We start from the raw sequence: 18574 nt of genomic DNA, 5'->3' as shown, positions 1-18574 counted from the left end.
TTTATTACCATCATCACTATGGAATTATATGAGATATTCGAAAAAGCGTCAACCTCAAACTCCTTCATTGTCAAATTCAGGAATAAAACTTTCCTCAGCTGTCTCTCCATCCTGGATAAAACCATTTTCTATTCCTATATCAATCGCAAAATCGACAACTTCATTATATTCACGTTCCGTAATCCTTCGGTTTAATTCCGGATATTTTTTTACATTGGAAAGCGGCGTGAACTGATGCATGATACTGATATATATTTCATTGCCATAAGTTTCATGCAGATATGATAAAACTGCTTTGGAATCTTTCGTACATCCCGGCAGAATCAGATGACGCACGATCGTCCCCCGCTTCATCAGAGAATCTTCCCCATTTTCAAAAACAGCTTCTCCCGTCTGACGCACCATCTCCTTTATCGCCTCCTTTGCCACAGAAGGATAATCCGGTGCATGGGAATATTTTGCACTTAAAGCGGCATCCTGATACTTAAAATCCGGAAGATAGATATCCACAATTCCCTCCAGAGAACGGATCGTATCCACATTTTCATAACTGCTTGTGTTATAAACTATCGGAATTGTTAAATTCTGGTCTCTGGCAAGCTCCACTGCTTTTATGATCTGTGGTGCAAACTGTCCCGGTGTTACAAGATTAATATTATTTGCGCCTTTCTCCTGAAGTTCCAGAAAAATTTCACACAGACGTGCGGTACTTATGACTTTCCCCGCCGTACCATTTGCAATATTTTCATTCTGGCAGAATACACAGTGCAGCGCGCAGCCCGAAAAAAAGACCGCCCCGGAACCTTTTTCACCCGATATACATGGTTCTTCCCAAAAATGCAGTGCGGCACGTGCCACCTTGATCTCATCTGTCTGTCCACAGATCCCGCGTTCTTTCGCTTCTCTGTTTACAGCACACATTCTAGGACACAATGTACATATTTTCATGGTATAACATCACTCTTTCTATTTAAATTAATGATTGCGTAACCGTGTCTTTTTTTGTATGATAGACATTGCAAAAAGAAGATCAAACACAAAGGAGTTTTTCTTATGAGTCCAAAAAACTGTATGGTAGCACAGTCAGGCGGTCCTACCGTTGCGATCAATGCCAGCCTTGCCGGTGTGATCGACGGTGTGATGCGTTCTGATATGTATGACACGGTTTATGGTTCCTTAAACGGAATCACAGGTATTTTAAACAATGATTTGATGAATCTTTCTGAATTAATGCAGCAGAATCCGGAATATCTCGACCGCTTAAAAGTCACTCCGGCAATGTATCTTGGCTCCTGCCGTTACAAACTGCCGAATTATTTAGATGATGATTCTTCCTATGTATTCATTTTCAAACAGTTTGAAACTTACCATATTGATGCATTCTTTTATATTGGCGGCAATGATTCCATGGACACCGTCTTAAAGCTCTCCGAATATGGCAAAAAAATCGGCAGTCCGGTGCGTATTGTCGGTATTCCAAAGACCATTGACAATGATCTCTGCGAAACAGACCATACACCTGGATTTGGTTCTGCTGCAAAATATATCGCATCTTCTCTTTTAGAGATCGCACATGACACATTTATCTATGCAGTCAAGAGTGTGACGATCGTCGAGATCATGGGACGTGATGCCGGATGGCTGACTGCTGCATCTGCACTCGCAAGAAACGGTTATAATACAGCACCTCATCTGATTTATCTCCCGGAGGTTCCATTTGATAAAGAAGATTTTTTACTGGATGTAAAGCGTATGCTTTTTGAGCGTAACAACGTGATCGTTGCCGTATCCGAAGGTATCCGTGATGCTTCCGGCAACTATATCAGTGCTTCTGAGAGTTCTGTTGACACGTTCGGGCACAGCCAGTTAAGCGGCGCCGGAAAAACGCTTGAATTTTTAGTCAAGGAAAAACTTGGTGTCAAAGTCCGTTCCGTAGAAGTCAACGTATTACAGCGCTGCGCAGCACATCTCGCTTCAAAGACTGATCTTGATGAGGCATTTGCTCTCGGCAGAAAAGCTGTTGCACTTTCCGAAGAAGCGGTTACCGCTTCCATGGTAACAATGCGCCGTATCTCCGATGCCCCATATGAGATCGCATATGAGCATGCCGAGATCCGACACATTGCAAACGAAGCAAAATCAATTCCGAGAGAATGGATCAATGATGCCGGCAATGATGTTGCGCAGCCGCTTATTGATTACCTTGCCCCACTCGTACTCGGTGAAGTTCCGGTAAAATATGAAAATGGTATCCCGGTTTATATGGATGTCAGTCATTTAGCAAAACATCAATAAATTTACCGATCTCAACCCACGCTCTTTTAGATTCCGGCAGCATTTTTGCTGCCATCTGAAAGATGTGGAACATCCCATCATAAATACTGATCCTTACTTTAACTCCCTGCTCTCTTGCTTTTGCAGCCACATCCACAGAATCCGAGAGCAGCATTTCATAAGAGCCGACCTGTATCAGCATCGGCGGAAATCCCCTGAAATCTCCATACAAAGGTGAAATATAAGCATTTAACGGATCGTTGTCTCCGATATAATCCTTATTATAGATAAGGCTGTCCCTTGTTTTTCCAAACAGAGGATCCTTCTCATAGTTTGTCTCATAAGACTCTCCACGCGCAGCAAGATCTGTCCAGGGTGACATCGCTACGATCCCGCATGGAAGCTGTTTTCCCTTATCTTTTAAATAATGACATAACGCCATTGCAAGACCACCCCCTGCAGAATCGCCCGCGATGATGATCTGCTCAGAAAACCACCCCTGCTCCAACAGATAACAATATGCTGCATAGGCATCCTCTAAAGCTGCCGGATACGGATGCTCCGGTGCCACACGGTAATCAGGGGTCAGCACGCTCATTCCATGACTGACTTCGCAGTATAGTCCTGCGAACATGCGGTATGCATTCCGCATTGCTCCAACATATCCCCCTCCATGAAGCTGTAAAATGACCTTTTCTATATTTGGATTTTCTTTTGACTGCAAATATTCCATGGAAAAGTTGTCCATTCCGATCACTTCTAAGGAAAAACAGTCCGGGCATTTCCATGGCGGTTCAGAATCTCCGATCTTTTTTCTTAATTCTCCGTTTTTTATCTTCTTCCCAATCAGGTGATCATTTGTCACATGGGCGATCAGGTCCCTCATGACTTTTCCCCTGATGCTCGCTTCGTTTTCTCTCATCCGATTGCTCCTGTTCTGCTGATGTTTGCTCTTTTTATTCTAATGTATCAGCGAATGTGAAATCTTCGCTTTAACTCCACTCTTGCTCTGCGGTCTCCGATGATCAGTGTTCCAAGAAACAGAAACAGGGAAAACGCAAATGCGATCAGTGCAAAAAGCTGTGCCGTCACGATACCGGTAAAAATCAGTATTACCGGAACAATGCTGCATAAGATCATAAAAATCTGCCACATCATATAGCTCTGCCAGTTTCTGCGGTTTACGATCATACATATGATAATACCCATATCGACCAGAATGATTGCTGCCGGTATCGCATAGTTGACAGACCAGCCACGGTATCCGACCACAAAATCAATCGCGATCACGACCAAAATCGCCATCAGCGTAAGTACCGTGATCTTGGCACGGTAACCTGTTTTTCCAAGGATTGCAAAGCGGATCAGCATATATCCGTAGAAAAATGCCAGTCCTGCAATGGCACTCCACGCTATTTGGGACTCGGTAACTATATTGATATAAATAAGCAGCACCTCAGCTAAAAGTGCACAAAACAGATAAATCTTGCTTATCAGCGTCATTTTTCTGGTGTGCACTCTCACATCCGGGTACATGTTTTCCACATCACCTGTATGCTCTAACACTGACCCACAGAGCGGACAACGCTCTGTTTCATCTGATATCTCCACATTACAATTTCTGCATTTACTCATAATTTACTCCATTACTCTTTATTTCTACTGCAATCCCATCTGAAGCAATTTTCCGGAAAAAGCCACGCTGCACGGATGCATCCACAAGATCATAACTGAAACTGAATACAAGTGTATCTCCGTAAGAGCAGATAGTTCCTTTCAAATGCTGCCCTTTCGACATTGCAAGAAACGCCTGAAACATTTCCACATAAGGGCGGTACTCTTCTGCCACGGAAATATTGCCGATATTTGTGATCGTCGCAGTATTGGCAAGTGCAGAAGTTGTATATACATACTTCATTGCAAGGTTTTTCAGGAAAAGCGGCACAACTCTTGCAATCAGCAGTTTTTCATTGGAAACGTTATAGGAAAACAGCTTTTCAAGATTTTCCCGGTTGATCTGGCTTCGCAGGCTTTCTTTCACGATTTCAGCCACCTCTGCAAACGTATAGGTCTCTTTGGTCGGATGAAATTCTGCGGACACCATGACAAAAAAGTTTTTCGTGGTAATAGAATTAAAATACGGCCGCAGATTAACCGGCACCGCAACACGGATCGGACACTTTGACGGCATGCCGTGCAGACATTCTGTATAAACGCTCCAGATGTACACACTTACCAGATATTCGTTGATACTGATTCCCATCGCATGACAGACCCTTTTCAACTCCGGTATTTTCATATAACCGTGCATCACGCCGAACTCGCCTGGTCTTAACTTTTCTCCACGGATCAGATATGCCTTTTTTGTCTGGTATCCTTTTGCGGAACTTTTTTTGTAATTTTTTAAGAAACTGTCTTCCCGGTTCAAAGACGTATCAACACTTAATGAATCTCCCAGCTTTTCCTGCAGGTCTTTATGTGCCAGACGCAGATACTGGTAAGTCAGCTCTTTTAAGAAATTGATTCCTCCCATTCCATCCGTCAAAACATGGAATACTTCCAGATTGATCCTGCATTTATAATAGGTCACACGGAACATATAACTGCGGTTTTTATTCTGCTGGATATATCTGCATGGAAAATTGTTCTCCATGCGAACCTTTGGCGCCGCTTTTCCGTTTTCCTCAAAATAATACCAGAACACCCCCTGCCGCAGTCTTAAGTTAAACCCGTCAAACTTCGGAAGCACCATATCAAGTGCCCTCTGCAGTAATTCCGGATTGATCTCCTCTTTCAGTGTAACACTGATCCTGTACACATTGCTCATGCTCTCCCCGGCAATGACCGGAAAAAGGTGTGCTGTATTATCAAGTCTGTCCCAACGGATATCACGGTTTGTCGGAACTCCTTTATTCTGTTTCTTCATATATTCCTCGCTTCTGCATACTCTGCATGCCGTTTTAATTTCTATTTTGTCTGTCCTTAGCCGGCTTATAAAATATGCAATCTATTGTATACAATTATAAAATAACATCACATAAAATACAAGTTTTGGCATATTGAAATTCTCTGATATATTTCTGTAATTTTTCTTATTTATTTCTTAAATTTACGATTGTATAAAATTTTTCTACATATTATAATATTTTTGTAACATTTATAAAATACTTATAAAAATGGAGGATTCACTTATGAAAATTTTCAAACGAACAGCAAGCTTGTTCTTAGCTTTCTGTCTCTGCGCCGGAATGCTCTTACTGCAGCCGCAGTCAACAGTATCCGCAGCCACCACAACCACACCAACCACCAAAGTACTGCGTATATACAGCAGATCACAGAGTAATTCAGATATCCATATCAATTTACCAAAAGGTAAAGTCTGCTATGTAAAAAATATCAAGACAAACAGCAAAAATCTGATTGCCAAAAACACCCGCTACTATACCAGCACTTCCACAGACGAATATACAAATCCTTACGCAGAAATCGGTCTTTATGCAAAGAAAGAAGGTACATACAAAGTAACCTACAACATCTGTGATAAAGCAGGTAAAAAACTTTCTTCCGGTAAAGTAACCGTATATGCAAAAAATGACTCACCGGTTAAATCTGCCAAGTTTGCAAACAAAGAAATTAACAGTGCTCTTACAGGCAAATCATCCGGCAAATTAAGCATCAGAATGAACAAAGGGTATAAGCTGAAAAAAATTACCGTTGCCACCTACGATAAGTCAGGTAAGGAAGTTGTTAAAAATTTCAAAAACAACAGTACATTAAAACTTGGTCAATATGCCTATATCAGCAGTAATACTTACTCTGACAGTTCCAGTTATTATACTTCACTTGCTGCCCGGACCACAATCACCGTCACTTATGTTGACAAATATACAAAACAGAAATGTCAGCTTGTTTATATAATCAGGCGTCTTGCAAAATAATCCAACAGGAGGAATATTTAATATGAAATCAATGAAACAGATTGTCTGCACCATTCTTACACTTTGCCTGTGTGTCGGATTATTCATGATCCCTTCCACTCCGGTATCCGCTGCAACCACACCAAGTGTGTCAAAAAATGTCGATGTTTACTATTATCCAAGCTACCCTGATGTCAATGATTATGCCATTAGTGTAAATCTTGGAACATACGGAAAAAACATTAAAAATATAAAAACAAACAGTAAAAATCTGAAAGCAAAATTAACAAGCCTGAATCTGAATACCACTCAGAACACTGGCTATATCGGTGTCTATGCAAAGAAAACCGGTAATTACAAAGTTACTTTTGATGTATACAATGCCAAAAACAAAAAAGTAAAATCACTCTCTGTAAAGGTAAGGGTACTAAGCGCAGTCTCTTCCAACAATTATCCTTTCAAGAGTTTAACTTTCGATGGGAAATATTATGATTATTCGACTCTTTACACCAAAGATTCTGTCAAGATCAATGTAAAAATGAACAAAGGATATAAATTAAAGAAAATTGAATACAGAACTTACAGTAAACCAACAGTAACCTATTCAACTTCTACCAGTAAATCCATCTCAAATACAGAGAAAACCACAAAAACCGCAAATGGAAAAGCTATTAAATTAGGACGTTATGCAAGCTATTCCGGATACAGCTATGTATATGAATCTACATACTCTCCTGATTATAATTATGAATCACATAATATGTATACAAGCCTGCTTGCGCCAACGACTGTAACAATTACTTACCAGGACAAGAAAAAACAGATCCGAACCATAAGCTATACACTCTTCCGTGTTGCAGATGATGTAAAATAGAAGGCTGTATTCTTTACAGATATATACTTATTATTACACCAAAAAGCGAGAAAACCATCAAAAACTGGTTTCCTCGCTTTTTGTTCTATCATATCAGAATATTGTTTGTATTCTTTTCTATCTCTCTAACGGATATTTCTCTGTCAGGGATTTTACGATTGCACGCGCTTTATCAGCTGCCGGTTCACCCTCCTTGATCATCATGGCGATTGCCTCTGCAATCTGATCCATATCCTCTGTGTTTAGTCCACGGGAAGTAACTGCCGGTGTTCCAAGACGTACACCGCTTGTTACGAACGGGGATTTCGGATCGTTCGGGATCGTATTCTTGTTGCAGGTGATATTGACAGAATCGAGAAGTTTCTCCACTGCCTTTCCGGTCTGATCATAATTTGTCAGATCAACAAGCATCAGGTGATTGTCTGTACCGCCGGATACGATTTTAATATCACGGCTTAACAGTCCCTTGCAGAGTGCCTGTGCATTGTCAATGATATTCTGCTGGTATACTTTAAACTCCGGCTGAAGTGCCTCTTTAAAGCAGACTGCCTTCGCAGCAATCACATGCATCAAAGGTCCGCCCTGGATTCCAGGGAAAATAGCTTTATTAAAGTTATATTTGTCCGCAATCTCCTGACTGGATAAGATCATACCTCCACGCGGTCCACGCAGTGTCTTATGAGTTGTAGTCGTAACAACATGCGCATACGGTATTGGGCTTGGATGAAGTCCTGCAGCGACAAGTCCTGCGATATGTGCCATATCGACCATCAGAACTGCTCCGCATGCATCTGCGATCTCACGGAATCTCTTAAAGTCGATGGTTCTCGCATAAGCACTTGCACCTGCGATGATCATCTTCGGCTTGCACTCCATTGCGATCTCTTCTACTTTATCATAATCGATAAATCCCTCATCATTGACACCGTAAGGTACAATATGGAAATACGTACCGGAAAAGTTCACTGGGCTTCCGTGTGTCAAATGTCCGCCATGGTCTAAATTCATTCCCATCACTGTATCACCCGGTTTTAAGATGGCAAACTGGACTGCCATATTTGCCTGTGCGCCGGAATGAGGCTGTACATTGGCATACTCACATCCAAAAAGCTCTTTCGCACGCTCTCTTGCAAGCTCCTCCACTACATCCACACATTCGCATCCACCGTAATATCTTTTTCCCGGATAACCCTCTGCATATTTATTCGTAAGAACGCTTCCCATTGCTGACATTACTGCCTTGCTCACCCAGTTCTCAGATGCGATCAGCTCAATATGGCTGTTCTGACGCTCAAATTCATCGGTAATGGCATTTGCCACTTCCATATCAACTGCCTGAATATCTTCCAGTGTATACATAATTGGTAATACTCCCTTCCTTTGCTGTTTGATCAATGTGTCTTTCTACCAAAAACACTTGTCTTTTATTTCTGTTTATCATTATATATGACTTCCCTTTTTTTGGCAATTCCAAATACCATAGCAGTTATATCAAATAATTATAAATGATATAAGCCCTGTCGATAAAGCAGGATTGCTGCCACGATCTGCAAAGCCAGGATCAACGGCATTCCTATGACAAAATACCAGTGTCTCGTCTTATGGTGGAACACATACATTCCAGCCCATGTTCCGATACTGCCTCCTAAAATGCTGACCAGAAAAAGCATTCTCTCTGAAATACGCCACCGGTGCATTCTCGCACGTCTTTTATCATCTCCCATGATAAGGAATCCAGCCAGATTTAAAAATACCAGATAAGCTGTGATTGTATCCATGATTTTCTCCTCTCACAAAAAAACCCCGGCAAAACTACCGGGGCTTTCATTCATAATAACAATTTTTATTCTGTTACCTTATTTTTACCTACATGAATCTTCATCACATACCACAACTCTGTTGCAATACAGATAGATGAATAAGCACCGCAGATAAGACCTGCCATCAGAGGAAGTGCAAATTCACGGATGCTGGTCACACCGAGGATGAACAGCATAAACACCATAACAAAAGTCGTCCAGGAAGTATTGATGCTTCGTGACAACGTCTGTGTCAGGCTTCGGTTTGCAATTTCCATCAGAGACTCTTTCGTCTGCTTGCCATGTTTTGCTGCAAGGTTCTCACGGATACGGTCAAAGATAACGATCGTATCGTTGACGGAATAACCAATGATCGTCAGCATACATGCGATAAAGGTATTTCCGACAGAAATACGCATCAGGGCATATACGGTAAGTACGACTAAAACGTCATGAACCAGGGCAATGATCGCACTTGCACCAAAACGGATATCTTTGAAACGGAACCAGATATAGATCAACATGCAGATTGTTGAAATGATCACCGCTTTAAATGCATCCGCACGCATCTCGCCACTGACTGTGGAACTGATACTCTGGAATGTGATCGTAGATTCATCCACATCAAAATTGTCTGCAAGTGTCTGGTTCAATGTATCACGTTCTTCCTTAGACAAAGTTCTTGTCTTGATCGTGATCTGTGTTGTTCCCTCCACTTTGTTTGCCTGGATATTGCTGTCTCCGGTCACTTCTTTTACAGCCGGGATAATGTCTTTCTCAATGTCCTCAATGGTATATTCTTTACCAAAATCAGCAGTAGTGGAAGTTCCTCCCATGAAATCAAGTCCATAATTTAAGGAATTCTGACCGGATGCTTTATGTACTCCCATACCAATGAATCCGGCAGCAATAATCGCAAGAGAGATTCCAAAGAACACATATCTCTTCTGCAGGAAATTAATAGTCTTTCTCTCTTTGGCACGTCCGTAGAATTTCTCATCTCTAAGTCCTAACCAGTAGAAAGCATAAAGAATCCATCTTGTCACAACAAGTGCTGTAAACATGGAAAGGATAATACCGATCATAAGTGTATAAGCAAATCCTTTTACAGTACCGGAACCTAATGACATCAATACGACAGCTGCGATCAAGGTTGTGATGTTACCATCTAAGATTGCGGACATTGCCTTATGGAAACCGGTTTTCATTGCAGTAATAACAGACTTACCTGTTGCGATCTCCTCACGGATACGTGCGAAGATGATAACGTTGGCATCTACCGCCATACCGATACTTAAGATGATACCGGCAATACCAGGTAATGTTAATGTGATTTCAAATAAGTATAAGGTTGCGATCACAAGTGCTGTATAGATCGCAAGTGCTAAAGTTGCTGCAACACCCGGAACTGCATATACGATGATCATAAAGATCATAACGATCACAAGACCGATCGCTGCCGCTTTTAAACTGGAGGAGATTGCCTGGCTTCCAAGCTGTGCCCCTACCACGCTGGACTCTAACTCTGATAACTGCAGGGAAAGAGAACCGATACGGATCTGTGTTGCTAAAGTCTGTGCCTCTTCAAAAGTACTCTGACCGGAAATCTGTGCTGTACCTCCGGTAATTGCCTCCTGTACGGTAGGATAACTGATGATTTCTCCATCATATACGATTGGAAGTGCTTTTCCGACATTTTCAGATGTAACATCTCCGAAAGTCTTTGCACCCTCATCCGTCAGGGTAAGCTGTACAACGTACTGTTTGTTACCATACTGGTCTGTGGTTGTTGCAGCCTGTGCATCTGCTACCTGATCACCTGTCATAAATACAGTACCATCAGAAAGCTGGAACTCTAAGGAACCCGGATTACCCAGTTCCTCTAATATCTTGCTCGCATCTGTAACACCAGGGATCTCAACGGCAATACGGTCATCTCCGACCTGATATACAGAAGCCTCTGTACTGTAACTTTCCACACGCTTCTGGAGTTTGTAGATCGTATCACTCATATCTTCTGCGCTTGGATTTTCATCCATGACCTGATAGGTAATCGATACACCACCGGATAGATCAAGTCCAAGCGGAATACTCATTTCCTCCCCAATACCGGTCGATGAAAGAATAATAGATGCATAATAGGCAAGTCCCGCAAATGCAGCGAGAATCGCAACTAATATGACTGCTGCTTTACTCTTTTTCATTTTCTTTTTCCTTCCTGTTTCTTTTTTATTCACAATCGGCTTCGGCAGCCTTAATCATGATCGCACATTCAATACGTTTTTTCTGCAGTTCACATCCGATATCATATGCTCCGCAGATATCACCGCTGAAATTATACGCATTTGCTGCACATCCGCCGCTGCAGTAGAATCTTGCGAAACATTTTCTGCATTTTTCTTTTGCATAGACATTACAGCACTTAAACTCATCACGGATCTCTGTATTTTTTATACCTTCATCCACATTGCCAAGTAAAAACTTTTCATTGCCGACAAACTGGTGACATGGATAAAAATCTCCCCATGGTGTCACTGCAAGGTACTCGGTTCCTGAACCACAGCCGGACAGACGTTTTGCCACACATGGACCGCCCTCAAGATCAATCATAAAATGGAAGAAATTAAAATCATCTCCCTCTTTGTGACGTCTTACCATCTCCGCTGCAAGTTTGTCATATTCCTCAAACAGCTGTGGAAGATCTTCCTCTGTGATCGCATACGGTTCACTCGGTTCTGCAACTACCGGCTCCACGGAGATCTGTTTGAAACCAAGATCCGCAAGATGAAGTACATCTGCTGCAAAATCAGGATTGTAGTGTGTGAATGTACCACGCACATAATATTTGTCCTGATGTCTGCTCTCTGCAAATTTCTGGAACTTTGGAACGATCAGATCATAACTTCCTGCCCCTTTGCGGAACGGACGCATCTTATCATGAACTTCCTTTCTTCCATCGATACTTAAGACCACATTTGCCATCTCTTTATTACAGAATTCCATGATCTCGTCATTTAAAAGCACACCATTTGTGGTCAGTGTAAAACGGAAATTCTTGTCATGCAGCTTTTCCTGCTCTCTTCCGTAGGCAACTAAGTCTTTTACGACCTGCCAGTTCATAAGCGGCTCGCCGCCAAAGAAATCCACCTCAAGATTTCGTCTGTTACCTGAATTGGCAATTAAGAAATCCAGTGCTTTCTTTCCAACTTCAAAGGACATCAGTGCCCTTCTTCCATGGTACTCTCCCTCCTCAGCAAAGCAGTACTGACATGCCAGGTTGCAGTCATGTGCAATATGCAGGCAGAGTGCCTTGACAACCGTCGGGCGTTTTTTGAAATCCATGATATAGTTTTCGTAAGTGTCCTTTGTAAAAAGTGACTCCTCATCGATCAATGTCTGGACTTCATCGATTGCTTCCTCCACTTCCTCTTTGCCGTATTTTCCGGACAGTGCAGATACGATCTCATCCCTTGCATACGATTCCGGCTGGCTCTGATCGATCATCTCAATGACATCATAAGTCACGTCATCCACCACATGAATCGCTCCGCTGTTTACATCTAAAACAATATCATAGCCGTTGTTCTTATACTGATGAACCACTATAATATTTCCTCTCTTTCTATCTGATTTTACAGCAAAACATTTAAAATTTTCTGCAAATCAATATATTTTTTTCAAGTATTACGGCATTTTAATGTTGCCGATAAAACGTACAAATGACCGCACGCTATGCGAACGGTCGTTTGCAGATTTCACTTATATCCGACCGTATGATTTTCATCGTTGTATCACACAGTCATTTTGTATGATGCCATAATGGCATATCCGGCACTCATATGCACAATTTTTACCATGCTATGCATGCCCGGCCGTACCAGCTCAAATCTTATTTGTGCTCGCAGCTCTGGTTTCCTACTGTACAGGATGTTTTGCATGCAGACTGGCAGGATGTCTGGCACTCGCCGCAGCCGCCTTTTTTGATTGTGTTCTGTAATCTCTTGGTATTTAATGTCTTTACATGTTTCATGATGCTTCTCTCCTTTTTTGTAATTTCCGCACACATGGGATACGCCATTTGCCCGCTCCCCGTAATACTATGTATTTATTCGCTTTCGCGCGGAGTTCTGTTAACTTATACAGTATAACATAACTTTTTTCATATGGGAAGTTTTTTTTATTCCGCATCCTTCGGCAGGATAATATTAAAGATGATCGCCACAATGGCTGCCGGAACAATACCGGAACCGCCAAAGATCAGCTGGATGCCCTGCGGCAGATGTGCAAGGATGCCGCTGCTGGATCCGATTCCATAGCCAAGTCCCAATGCGACGGAGACGATCGTGATATTGCGCATCGTCATCGGTTCTTTGGTAATAAGCTGGATTCCGCTGATCACGATGGATGAAAACATCATAACGGCAGCTCCTCCAAGTACACTCTGCGGCATGATTGAAATCAGTGCTGCAAGTTTCGGGAATAAACCACATAAAATCAGGAATACGGCTCCGGATGCAAGCGCCATACGGTTTACGATTTTCGTCATTGTGACAAGTCCTACATTCTGACTGAAAGAAGTATTCGGCAGAACACCAAAAAGTGCTGCAAGCGAAGAACCAATTCCATCACAGATGACACCGCCGGAAAGTTCTTTGTCGGTAGCTTCTCTGCCCATTCCACCTTCCATAACACCGGAGATATCTCCGACTGTTTCAACCGCGGTAACAACAAACATGATCAGAACCGGAATGATTGCTCTCCAGTCAAATACCAGTTTGACCGGCATTAATTTCGGAACGGAAAACCAGGCTGCATTTGCAACCTTATCCCAGTTTAACACCCAGGCTTTTGTGTATTCCACACCATCCGCATTGACTGCTGTTGTCGGCAGTACCAGTCCCATGATCGCAGCAATGATATAGCCTGCCACAATACCGATCAGGATCGATGATGCACTCGCCATACCTTTCATCCAGTGTTTCACTGCTACAATGATCAGTAAAACAGCTGCTCCGAGCAGTAAATTTTCTACTGAACCAAAGTCGTTTGCCGTATTGCCGCCGCCAAAAGAATTGACGCCGACCGCGATCAGTGACAATCCGATCGACAGTACAACGGTTCCCGTTACAACCGCAGGGAAAAATCTGCGGAGCGGCTTTAACAGAAATCCAAGGATTCCCTCAAACAGACCACCAATGACGGATGCACACATAATGGCTCCATATGCAAGGATTCCTCCTCCCATTACCTGAACCACACTGTTAAACACACCGATAAATCCGGAACTCGTTCCCATGATGATCGGTACCTTTCCACCAACCGGTCCGATCGCAAATAACTGGATCAGTGTCACGATCCCGGCGATCAGCATCGCATTCTGCAGCAGATCGACCTGCAGACTGCCGAACTCCTCACCTGCAATACCACATGCCCCTGAGATGATCAGGATCGGTGTCAGGTTTCCCACAAACATTGCCAGCACATGCTGTAATCCCAGCGGGATTGCCTTTTTCAGCGGGAGTTTTCCATAAAATTCGTACTCTGCTCCCTGTCTCTTTTGACTTTCCATCTTTTCCTCCTCGTGTGTATTTTTTGCATGAATCATTGATATTCCCTGCTCATACACGCTTTTCTATGAGTATATCACGCTCCCAATATCCAGCGCAAGTACTCTGTGTATATCTGATGACCTTGGCAGATATTTAGCTGTTACTGTTCACACATACTGTGTGAGCAGTAACGATTACAGCCCATTTTAAATGCATCTTCGATGCATGGGGCTGTAATCTGGCATATTATAGTCTTTGGCGCACAGCTTGACAGCAAGTGTCAAGCTTGCGAGTGAACAGTAAATTTTAGCTGACCATGCCCCCCGCCATACCGGATGCTGCACAGAGTATAAATGTTGTTGCCACCTTGGGAATCTCCATGGATATTCCCTGTTTAACCAGCACCGATATCAGAAATAAAATGCAAAAATAAATGGTACCTGCCGCAAATCCCCATAAAAATTTCTGTGTTTTCATAATTTTTCCCATTAAAAATCCACCGATCGCACCGGAAACAATATAGATGACAACGATTCCAACTTTCACTGCCGCTTCACTCAGATCAAACTTATACAATAGTGCTGCTAAAAGCAGCAGGAACAGGCAGCTTAACAGGAACATGACAAGTACAGACACCACTGCCGCGGCGACCGGATTGTTCTTTGCATCTCTTGTTTTCATTTTTGACTGTATATTCATTGTCCACTCCATAGATTTTAGATTCTGTTTCACTATATGAAAAAAACACAAAAGCTATGCAGAGTTTGCATGCTTTTGCGTTTTTTAGTTTATACCTTTTGTTATCTTATAAATATAAGATGCTGTATGCTGCTTTGAATGTTCCGCCCTGCGGCAGCATGTTTTCGTAGTCGCGCTCCTGTAATGTACCGGTAAAATCTGTGGCATCGCATCTTCCGTACCACGGTTCAATGCAGACAAACGGAGCATTTTTTCCTTCCGGCGACCATACTGCAAATAATGGTGTGTCAAATTTTACAGTTACATATGGTGCTCCGTCACGATCAAGTAAGGAAACTTCTTTCGTCTGTTTTCCCTCTGCCATGTAGGTGCATTTATCAAAAAATCCTTCTGTAAATGTCACGCAGCCATCTTTTAATGGTAAAATTTCATCTTCCATCACAGCCATGCCATCCGGTGTATTTCCATGATGATGGATCGTATCCGTAAGCCCGCCAAATTTCAGTCCATATCCGGTTTTATTTGCTTCCCCGTGAACCGGGCAGTTGAATGCCGGATGTGCACCGATGGAAAAATATAATTCTTTTGTGTCGGTGTTTTCCACAGTCCAGTTTACTTTCACCTCGTTTTTGCACAATTCATAACCAATGTGCAGTGCAAAATGAAATGGATATTTTTCACAGGTTTCCGCAGTATCGGTCAGTACAAATGAGATGTTCTCTTCCGTCTGTGCCTCTAATGTAAACTCCATATCTCTTGCAAATCCGTGCTGTCCCATCGTATAAGTTTTTCCGTCATAACGGTATTCTTTGTTTTTCGGCGCACCGACAAACGGAAATAATACAGGGGATGTTCTGCCCCAGTACTTTTTATCACCACACCACATATATTCAAAGTTATCTGATTTTCTTTTTACAGATTTGATCTCTGCTCCAAATGAGTCAATCTCCACTTTTAAATTTTCATTTTCCAACGTATATCTCATATCTGTCTCCTCTTCATACAGGCATTTCATTTCTCATCTGCCTGTCACTGCTCATTTTTCATTGCTGTTACATTATAACCTAACTTTTCCATAAAATCTATCCGGCAATCGTTTTATTTTTCACGCTACATACTGATACATGAATACAAAATGGCAGATGCTTCCAGCCATGACAAACAGATGAAATACTTCATGGGAGCCAAACTGACTGTGCTTCGCGTTGAACACCGGCAGTTTTAATGCATAGATCACACCGCCGACAGTATAGATCAGACCGCCTGCAAGCAGCCACAAAAATGCTGCCTGGGAAAGAGTGGCTAACAGTTCCCGGAATACAAACAGACACACCCATCCCATTGCGATATAGATCACGGATGAAAACCACTTCGGGCAGTTGATCCAGAGCACTTTTATCAGCATTCCTGCCGCCGCAATGCCCCACACTGCCGCAAGCAGCGTATAACCCGACTTCCCGCCAAGTACTATCAGACATACCGGCGTATAAGATCCGGCAATCAGGACAAATATCATCATATGGTCGAGTTTACGGAATATCTTTAAAATTTTATCCCGGACAACAAGCGAATGGTACACCGTACTTGCACCATAAAGCAGCACCATGCTTCCCATAAACACGGCCATTGCCAGAATCGTTGTATGATTTCCATTCAGCGCAGCCTTGACTAACAACGGCGATGTGGCAAATATTGCCATCATCATAGCTATAAAATGTGTAATGGCGCTTCCCGGTTCACGAATCCCTATCTGTAACATAATATGACCTCCTTTTAGCAAAATAGTATTTATTATTTTTACATGTAGTATTTATTACTATATCTTTTGTATTTTGATACTACTACTTATTATACATTATGTCAATTATATTTATGCTACATTTTTTCTCAATTTTTGCAGGTTTTTGGAAGGTTTACACAAATTTGCAGAACGCATTTTCCTATGAAAATTCGGATATCAAAAAACTGCCGCCCGCAGAATCTTATTCATCCGGGCGGCAGTCCTCTGTAAATCTATTCTTTTTTATAATTCGCAGTTGTTTACGGTTCTTGGGAACGGAATAACATCACGGATGTTAGACATTCCTGTCAAATACATAACGCAGCGCTCGAAACCGAGTCCGAATCCTGCATGTCTTGCAGAACCATATTTGCGGAGATCCAGATAAAACTGATAATCTTCTTCTTTTAAGCCGAGTTCATTGATTCTTGCAAGAAGTTTGTCGTAATCATCCTCTCTCTGGCTTCCTCCGATGATCTCACCGATGCCAGGTACTAAACAGTCTACTGCTGCAACTGTCTTTCCATCATCGTTCATCTTCATGTAGAATGCCTTGATCTCCTTCGGATAATCCGTTACGAATACCGGACGTTTGAAGATCTCTTCTGTCAGATAACGCTCATGCTCTGTCTGAAGGTCTGTTCCCCATGATACTTTGTACTCGAACTTGTCATTGTGCTTCTCTAAGATTTCAACAGCCTCTGTATATGTCACGCGGGCGAAATCAGAATTTGCTACATGCTGTAAGCGCTCTAAGAGTCCCTTATCAATAAAATTATTAAAGAATGCCATCTCTTCCGGTGCGTTCTCAAGTACATAGTTGATGATGTATTTTAACATGCTCTCTGCTAAGATCATGTCATCCTCAAGATCTGCAAATGCGATTTCCGGCTCGATCATCCAGAACTCTGCTGCATGTCTGGTCGTATTGGAATTTTCTGCACGGAACGTCGGTCCGAATGTGTAGATGTTCTTAAATGCCATCGCATAAGTCTCACCGTTTAACTGTCCGCTTACGGTAAGGTTGGTCGGCTTATTAAAGAAATCCTTGGAATAATCCACGGTTCCATCCGGATTTTTCGGAAGATTGTTCATATCAAGTGTTGTCACCTGGAACATCTCTCCTGCACCCTCACAATCACTGCCTGTGATCAGTGGTGTGTGTACATATACGAAGTCTCTCTCCTGGAAAAACTTATGGATCGCATAAGCGATCAGGGAACGTACACGGAAAACCGCTTCAAATGTATTTGTTCTCGGTCTTAAATGAGAGATCGTTCTTAAATATTCAAAACTGTGTTTCTTTTTCTGCAGCGGGTAATCCGGTGTGGAAACACCCTCGATGTCAATCTTCTCTGCCTGGATCTCAAACGGCTGCTTGGTTCCCGGTGTTGCAACGAGTTTACCTGTCACAATGATCGCTGCACCAACGTTTAATTTTTCAACGTCGTCAAAGTTTTCCAGAACATCTGAATACACGACCTGAACCGGTTCAAAAAATGTTCCGTCGTTTACCACGATAAATCCAAAATTTTTGGAATTACGGATGCTTCGCACCCATCCACCGATCGTCACGGTCTGATCCACATATTCTTCCTGTTTGCGGAATAAATCCCTTACATTTACCATATCCATAATTGAATCCTCCAATCCCCATCTCTTTGGTCTTCTTTTGGGATATT

The 18574-nt window shown here is 42.3% G+C and carries 17 protein-coding genes; 3 read left to right on the top strand and 14 right to left on the bottom strand.

The features are described 5' to 3' along the window. Positions 1 to 54: 54 nt before the first annotated feature. A complete protein-coding gene (locus tag DXA60_RS09985) occupies positions 55 to 921 on the bottom strand; it encodes a 4Fe-4S cluster-binding domain-containing protein (RefSeq protein WP_117921099.1) in 867 nt (288 codons plus the stop codon). Between the two features lie 132 nt (positions 922 to 1053). Between DXA60_RS09985 and DXA60_RS09980 the strand changes: the two genes are divergently transcribed. Then, complete coding sequence (locus DXA60_RS09980; protein ID WP_117921098.1) at positions 1054 to 2295, top strand: 6-phosphofructokinase; 1242 nt, start codon at positions 1054 to 1056, stop codon at positions 2293 to 2295. Here the strand turns inward: DXA60_RS09980 and DXA60_RS09975 are convergent. The 3 genes from DXA60_RS09975 to DXA60_RS09965 are packed head-to-tail and all read right to left on the bottom strand — an operon-like array spanning position 2270 to position 5200. Further along, positions 2270 to 3196 carry an alpha/beta hydrolase gene (locus tag DXA60_RS09975; protein ID WP_117921097.1) on the bottom strand — a complete coding sequence of 309 codons (927 nt, stop codon included), beginning with the start codon at positions 3194 to 3196 and terminating at the stop codon, positions 2270 to 2272. The two genes, DXA60_RS09980 and DXA60_RS09975, sit on opposite strands and share 26 nt — an antisense overlap. Before the next feature lie 47 nt (positions 3197 to 3243). Further along, positions 3244 to 3909, bottom strand: a complete 666-nt coding sequence (locus tag DXA60_RS09970; protein ID WP_117921096.1) for a DUF6320 domain-containing protein — start codon at positions 3907 to 3909, stop codon at positions 3244 to 3246. Continuing rightward, positions 3902 to 5200 (bottom strand): hypothetical protein, encoded by a 1299-nt coding sequence (locus DXA60_RS09965; protein ID WP_243006835.1) that lies wholly within the window; start codon positions 5198 to 5200, stop codon positions 3902 to 3904. Before DXA60_RS09965 ends, DXA60_RS09970 begins: the two co-directional genes overlap by 8 nt. A 265-nt stretch (positions 5201 to 5465) precedes the next feature. Between DXA60_RS09965 and DXA60_RS09960 the strand changes: the two genes are divergently transcribed. Next, entirely contained in the window at positions 5466 to 6212 is a 747-nt protein-coding gene (locus DXA60_RS09960) for a hypothetical protein (RefSeq protein ID WP_117921094.1), read from the top strand. A 22-nt stretch (positions 6213 to 6234) separates the two neighbouring features. Next, positions 6235 to 7065, top strand: a complete 831-nt coding sequence (locus tag DXA60_RS09955) for a hypothetical protein (protein ID WP_117921093.1) — start codon at positions 6235 to 6237, stop codon at positions 7063 to 7065. 117 nt (positions 7066 to 7182) lie between these two features. Here DXA60_RS09955 and glyA read toward each other — a convergent pair whose 3' ends face one another. The 10 genes from glyA to asnS all read right to left on the bottom strand — a co-directional run bounded on the left by glyA (position 7183) and on the right by asnS (position 18527). Next, positions 7183 to 8424 (bottom strand): serine hydroxymethyltransferase, encoded by a 1242-nt coding sequence (gene glyA / locus DXA60_RS09950; RefSeq protein WP_006856449.1) that lies wholly within the window; start codon positions 8422 to 8424, stop codon positions 7183 to 7185. Positions 8425 to 8564: 140 nt separating this feature from the next. After that, positions 8565 to 8843, bottom strand: coding sequence for a DUF1294 domain-containing protein (locus DXA60_RS09945; protein ID WP_117921092.1), 279 nt, complete (start codon positions 8841 to 8843; stop codon positions 8565 to 8567). Between the two features lie 65 nt (positions 8844 to 8908). After that, a complete protein-coding gene (secD, locus tag DXA60_RS09940; protein WP_117921106.1) occupies positions 8909 to 11068 on the bottom strand; it encodes a protein translocase subunit SecD in 2160 nt (719 codons plus the stop codon). Positions 11069 to 11093: 25 nt separating this feature from the next. Continuing rightward, positions 11094 to 12467, bottom strand: a complete 1374-nt coding sequence (gene scfB, locus DXA60_RS09935; protein ID WP_006856452.1) for a thioether cross-link-forming SCIFF peptide maturase — start codon at positions 12465 to 12467, stop codon at positions 11094 to 11096. Between the two features lie 286 nt (positions 12468 to 12753). Continuing rightward, a complete protein-coding gene (scfA, locus tag DXA60_RS09930) occupies positions 12754 to 12894 on the bottom strand; it encodes a six-cysteine ranthipeptide SCIFF (RefSeq protein ID WP_044998835.1) in 141 nt (46 codons plus the stop codon). Positions 12895 to 13041: 147 nt separating this feature from the next. Then, positions 13042 to 14433: a uracil-xanthine permease family protein gene (locus DXA60_RS09925; protein WP_022111950.1), complete on the bottom strand. Its 1392-nt coding sequence runs from the start codon at positions 14431 to 14433 to the stop codon at positions 13042 to 13044. Positions 14434 to 14719: 286 nt separating this feature from the next. Next, a complete protein-coding gene (locus tag DXA60_RS09920) occupies positions 14720 to 15112 on the bottom strand; it encodes a TIGR04086 family membrane protein (RefSeq protein ID WP_117921090.1) in 393 nt (130 codons plus the stop codon). Between the two features lie 106 nt (positions 15113 to 15218). Further along, entirely contained in the window at positions 15219 to 16097 is an 879-nt protein-coding gene (locus DXA60_RS09915; protein WP_330418407.1) for an aldose 1-epimerase family protein, read from the bottom strand. A 120-nt stretch (positions 16098 to 16217) separates the two neighbouring features. After that, positions 16218 to 16871, bottom strand: a complete 654-nt coding sequence (gene trhA / locus DXA60_RS09910) for a PAQR family membrane homeostasis protein TrhA (protein WP_006856484.1) — start codon at positions 16869 to 16871, stop codon at positions 16218 to 16220. Positions 16872 to 17135: 264 nt separating this feature from the next. After that, entirely contained in the window at positions 17136 to 18527 is a 1392-nt protein-coding gene (gene asnS, locus DXA60_RS09905) for an asparagine--tRNA ligase (protein WP_117921088.1), read from the bottom strand. Positions 18528 to 18574 lie beyond the last annotated feature (47 nt).

Origin of the sequence: Roseburia sp. OF03-24 (assembly GCF_003463035.1) — a bacterium.
Lineage (GTDB): Bacteria > Bacillota > Clostridia > Lachnospirales > Lachnospiraceae > Roseburia > Roseburia rectibacter.
The sequence above is the reverse complement of the archived record's forward strand: the minus strand, read 5'-3'. Positions and strand labels throughout refer to the sequence as shown.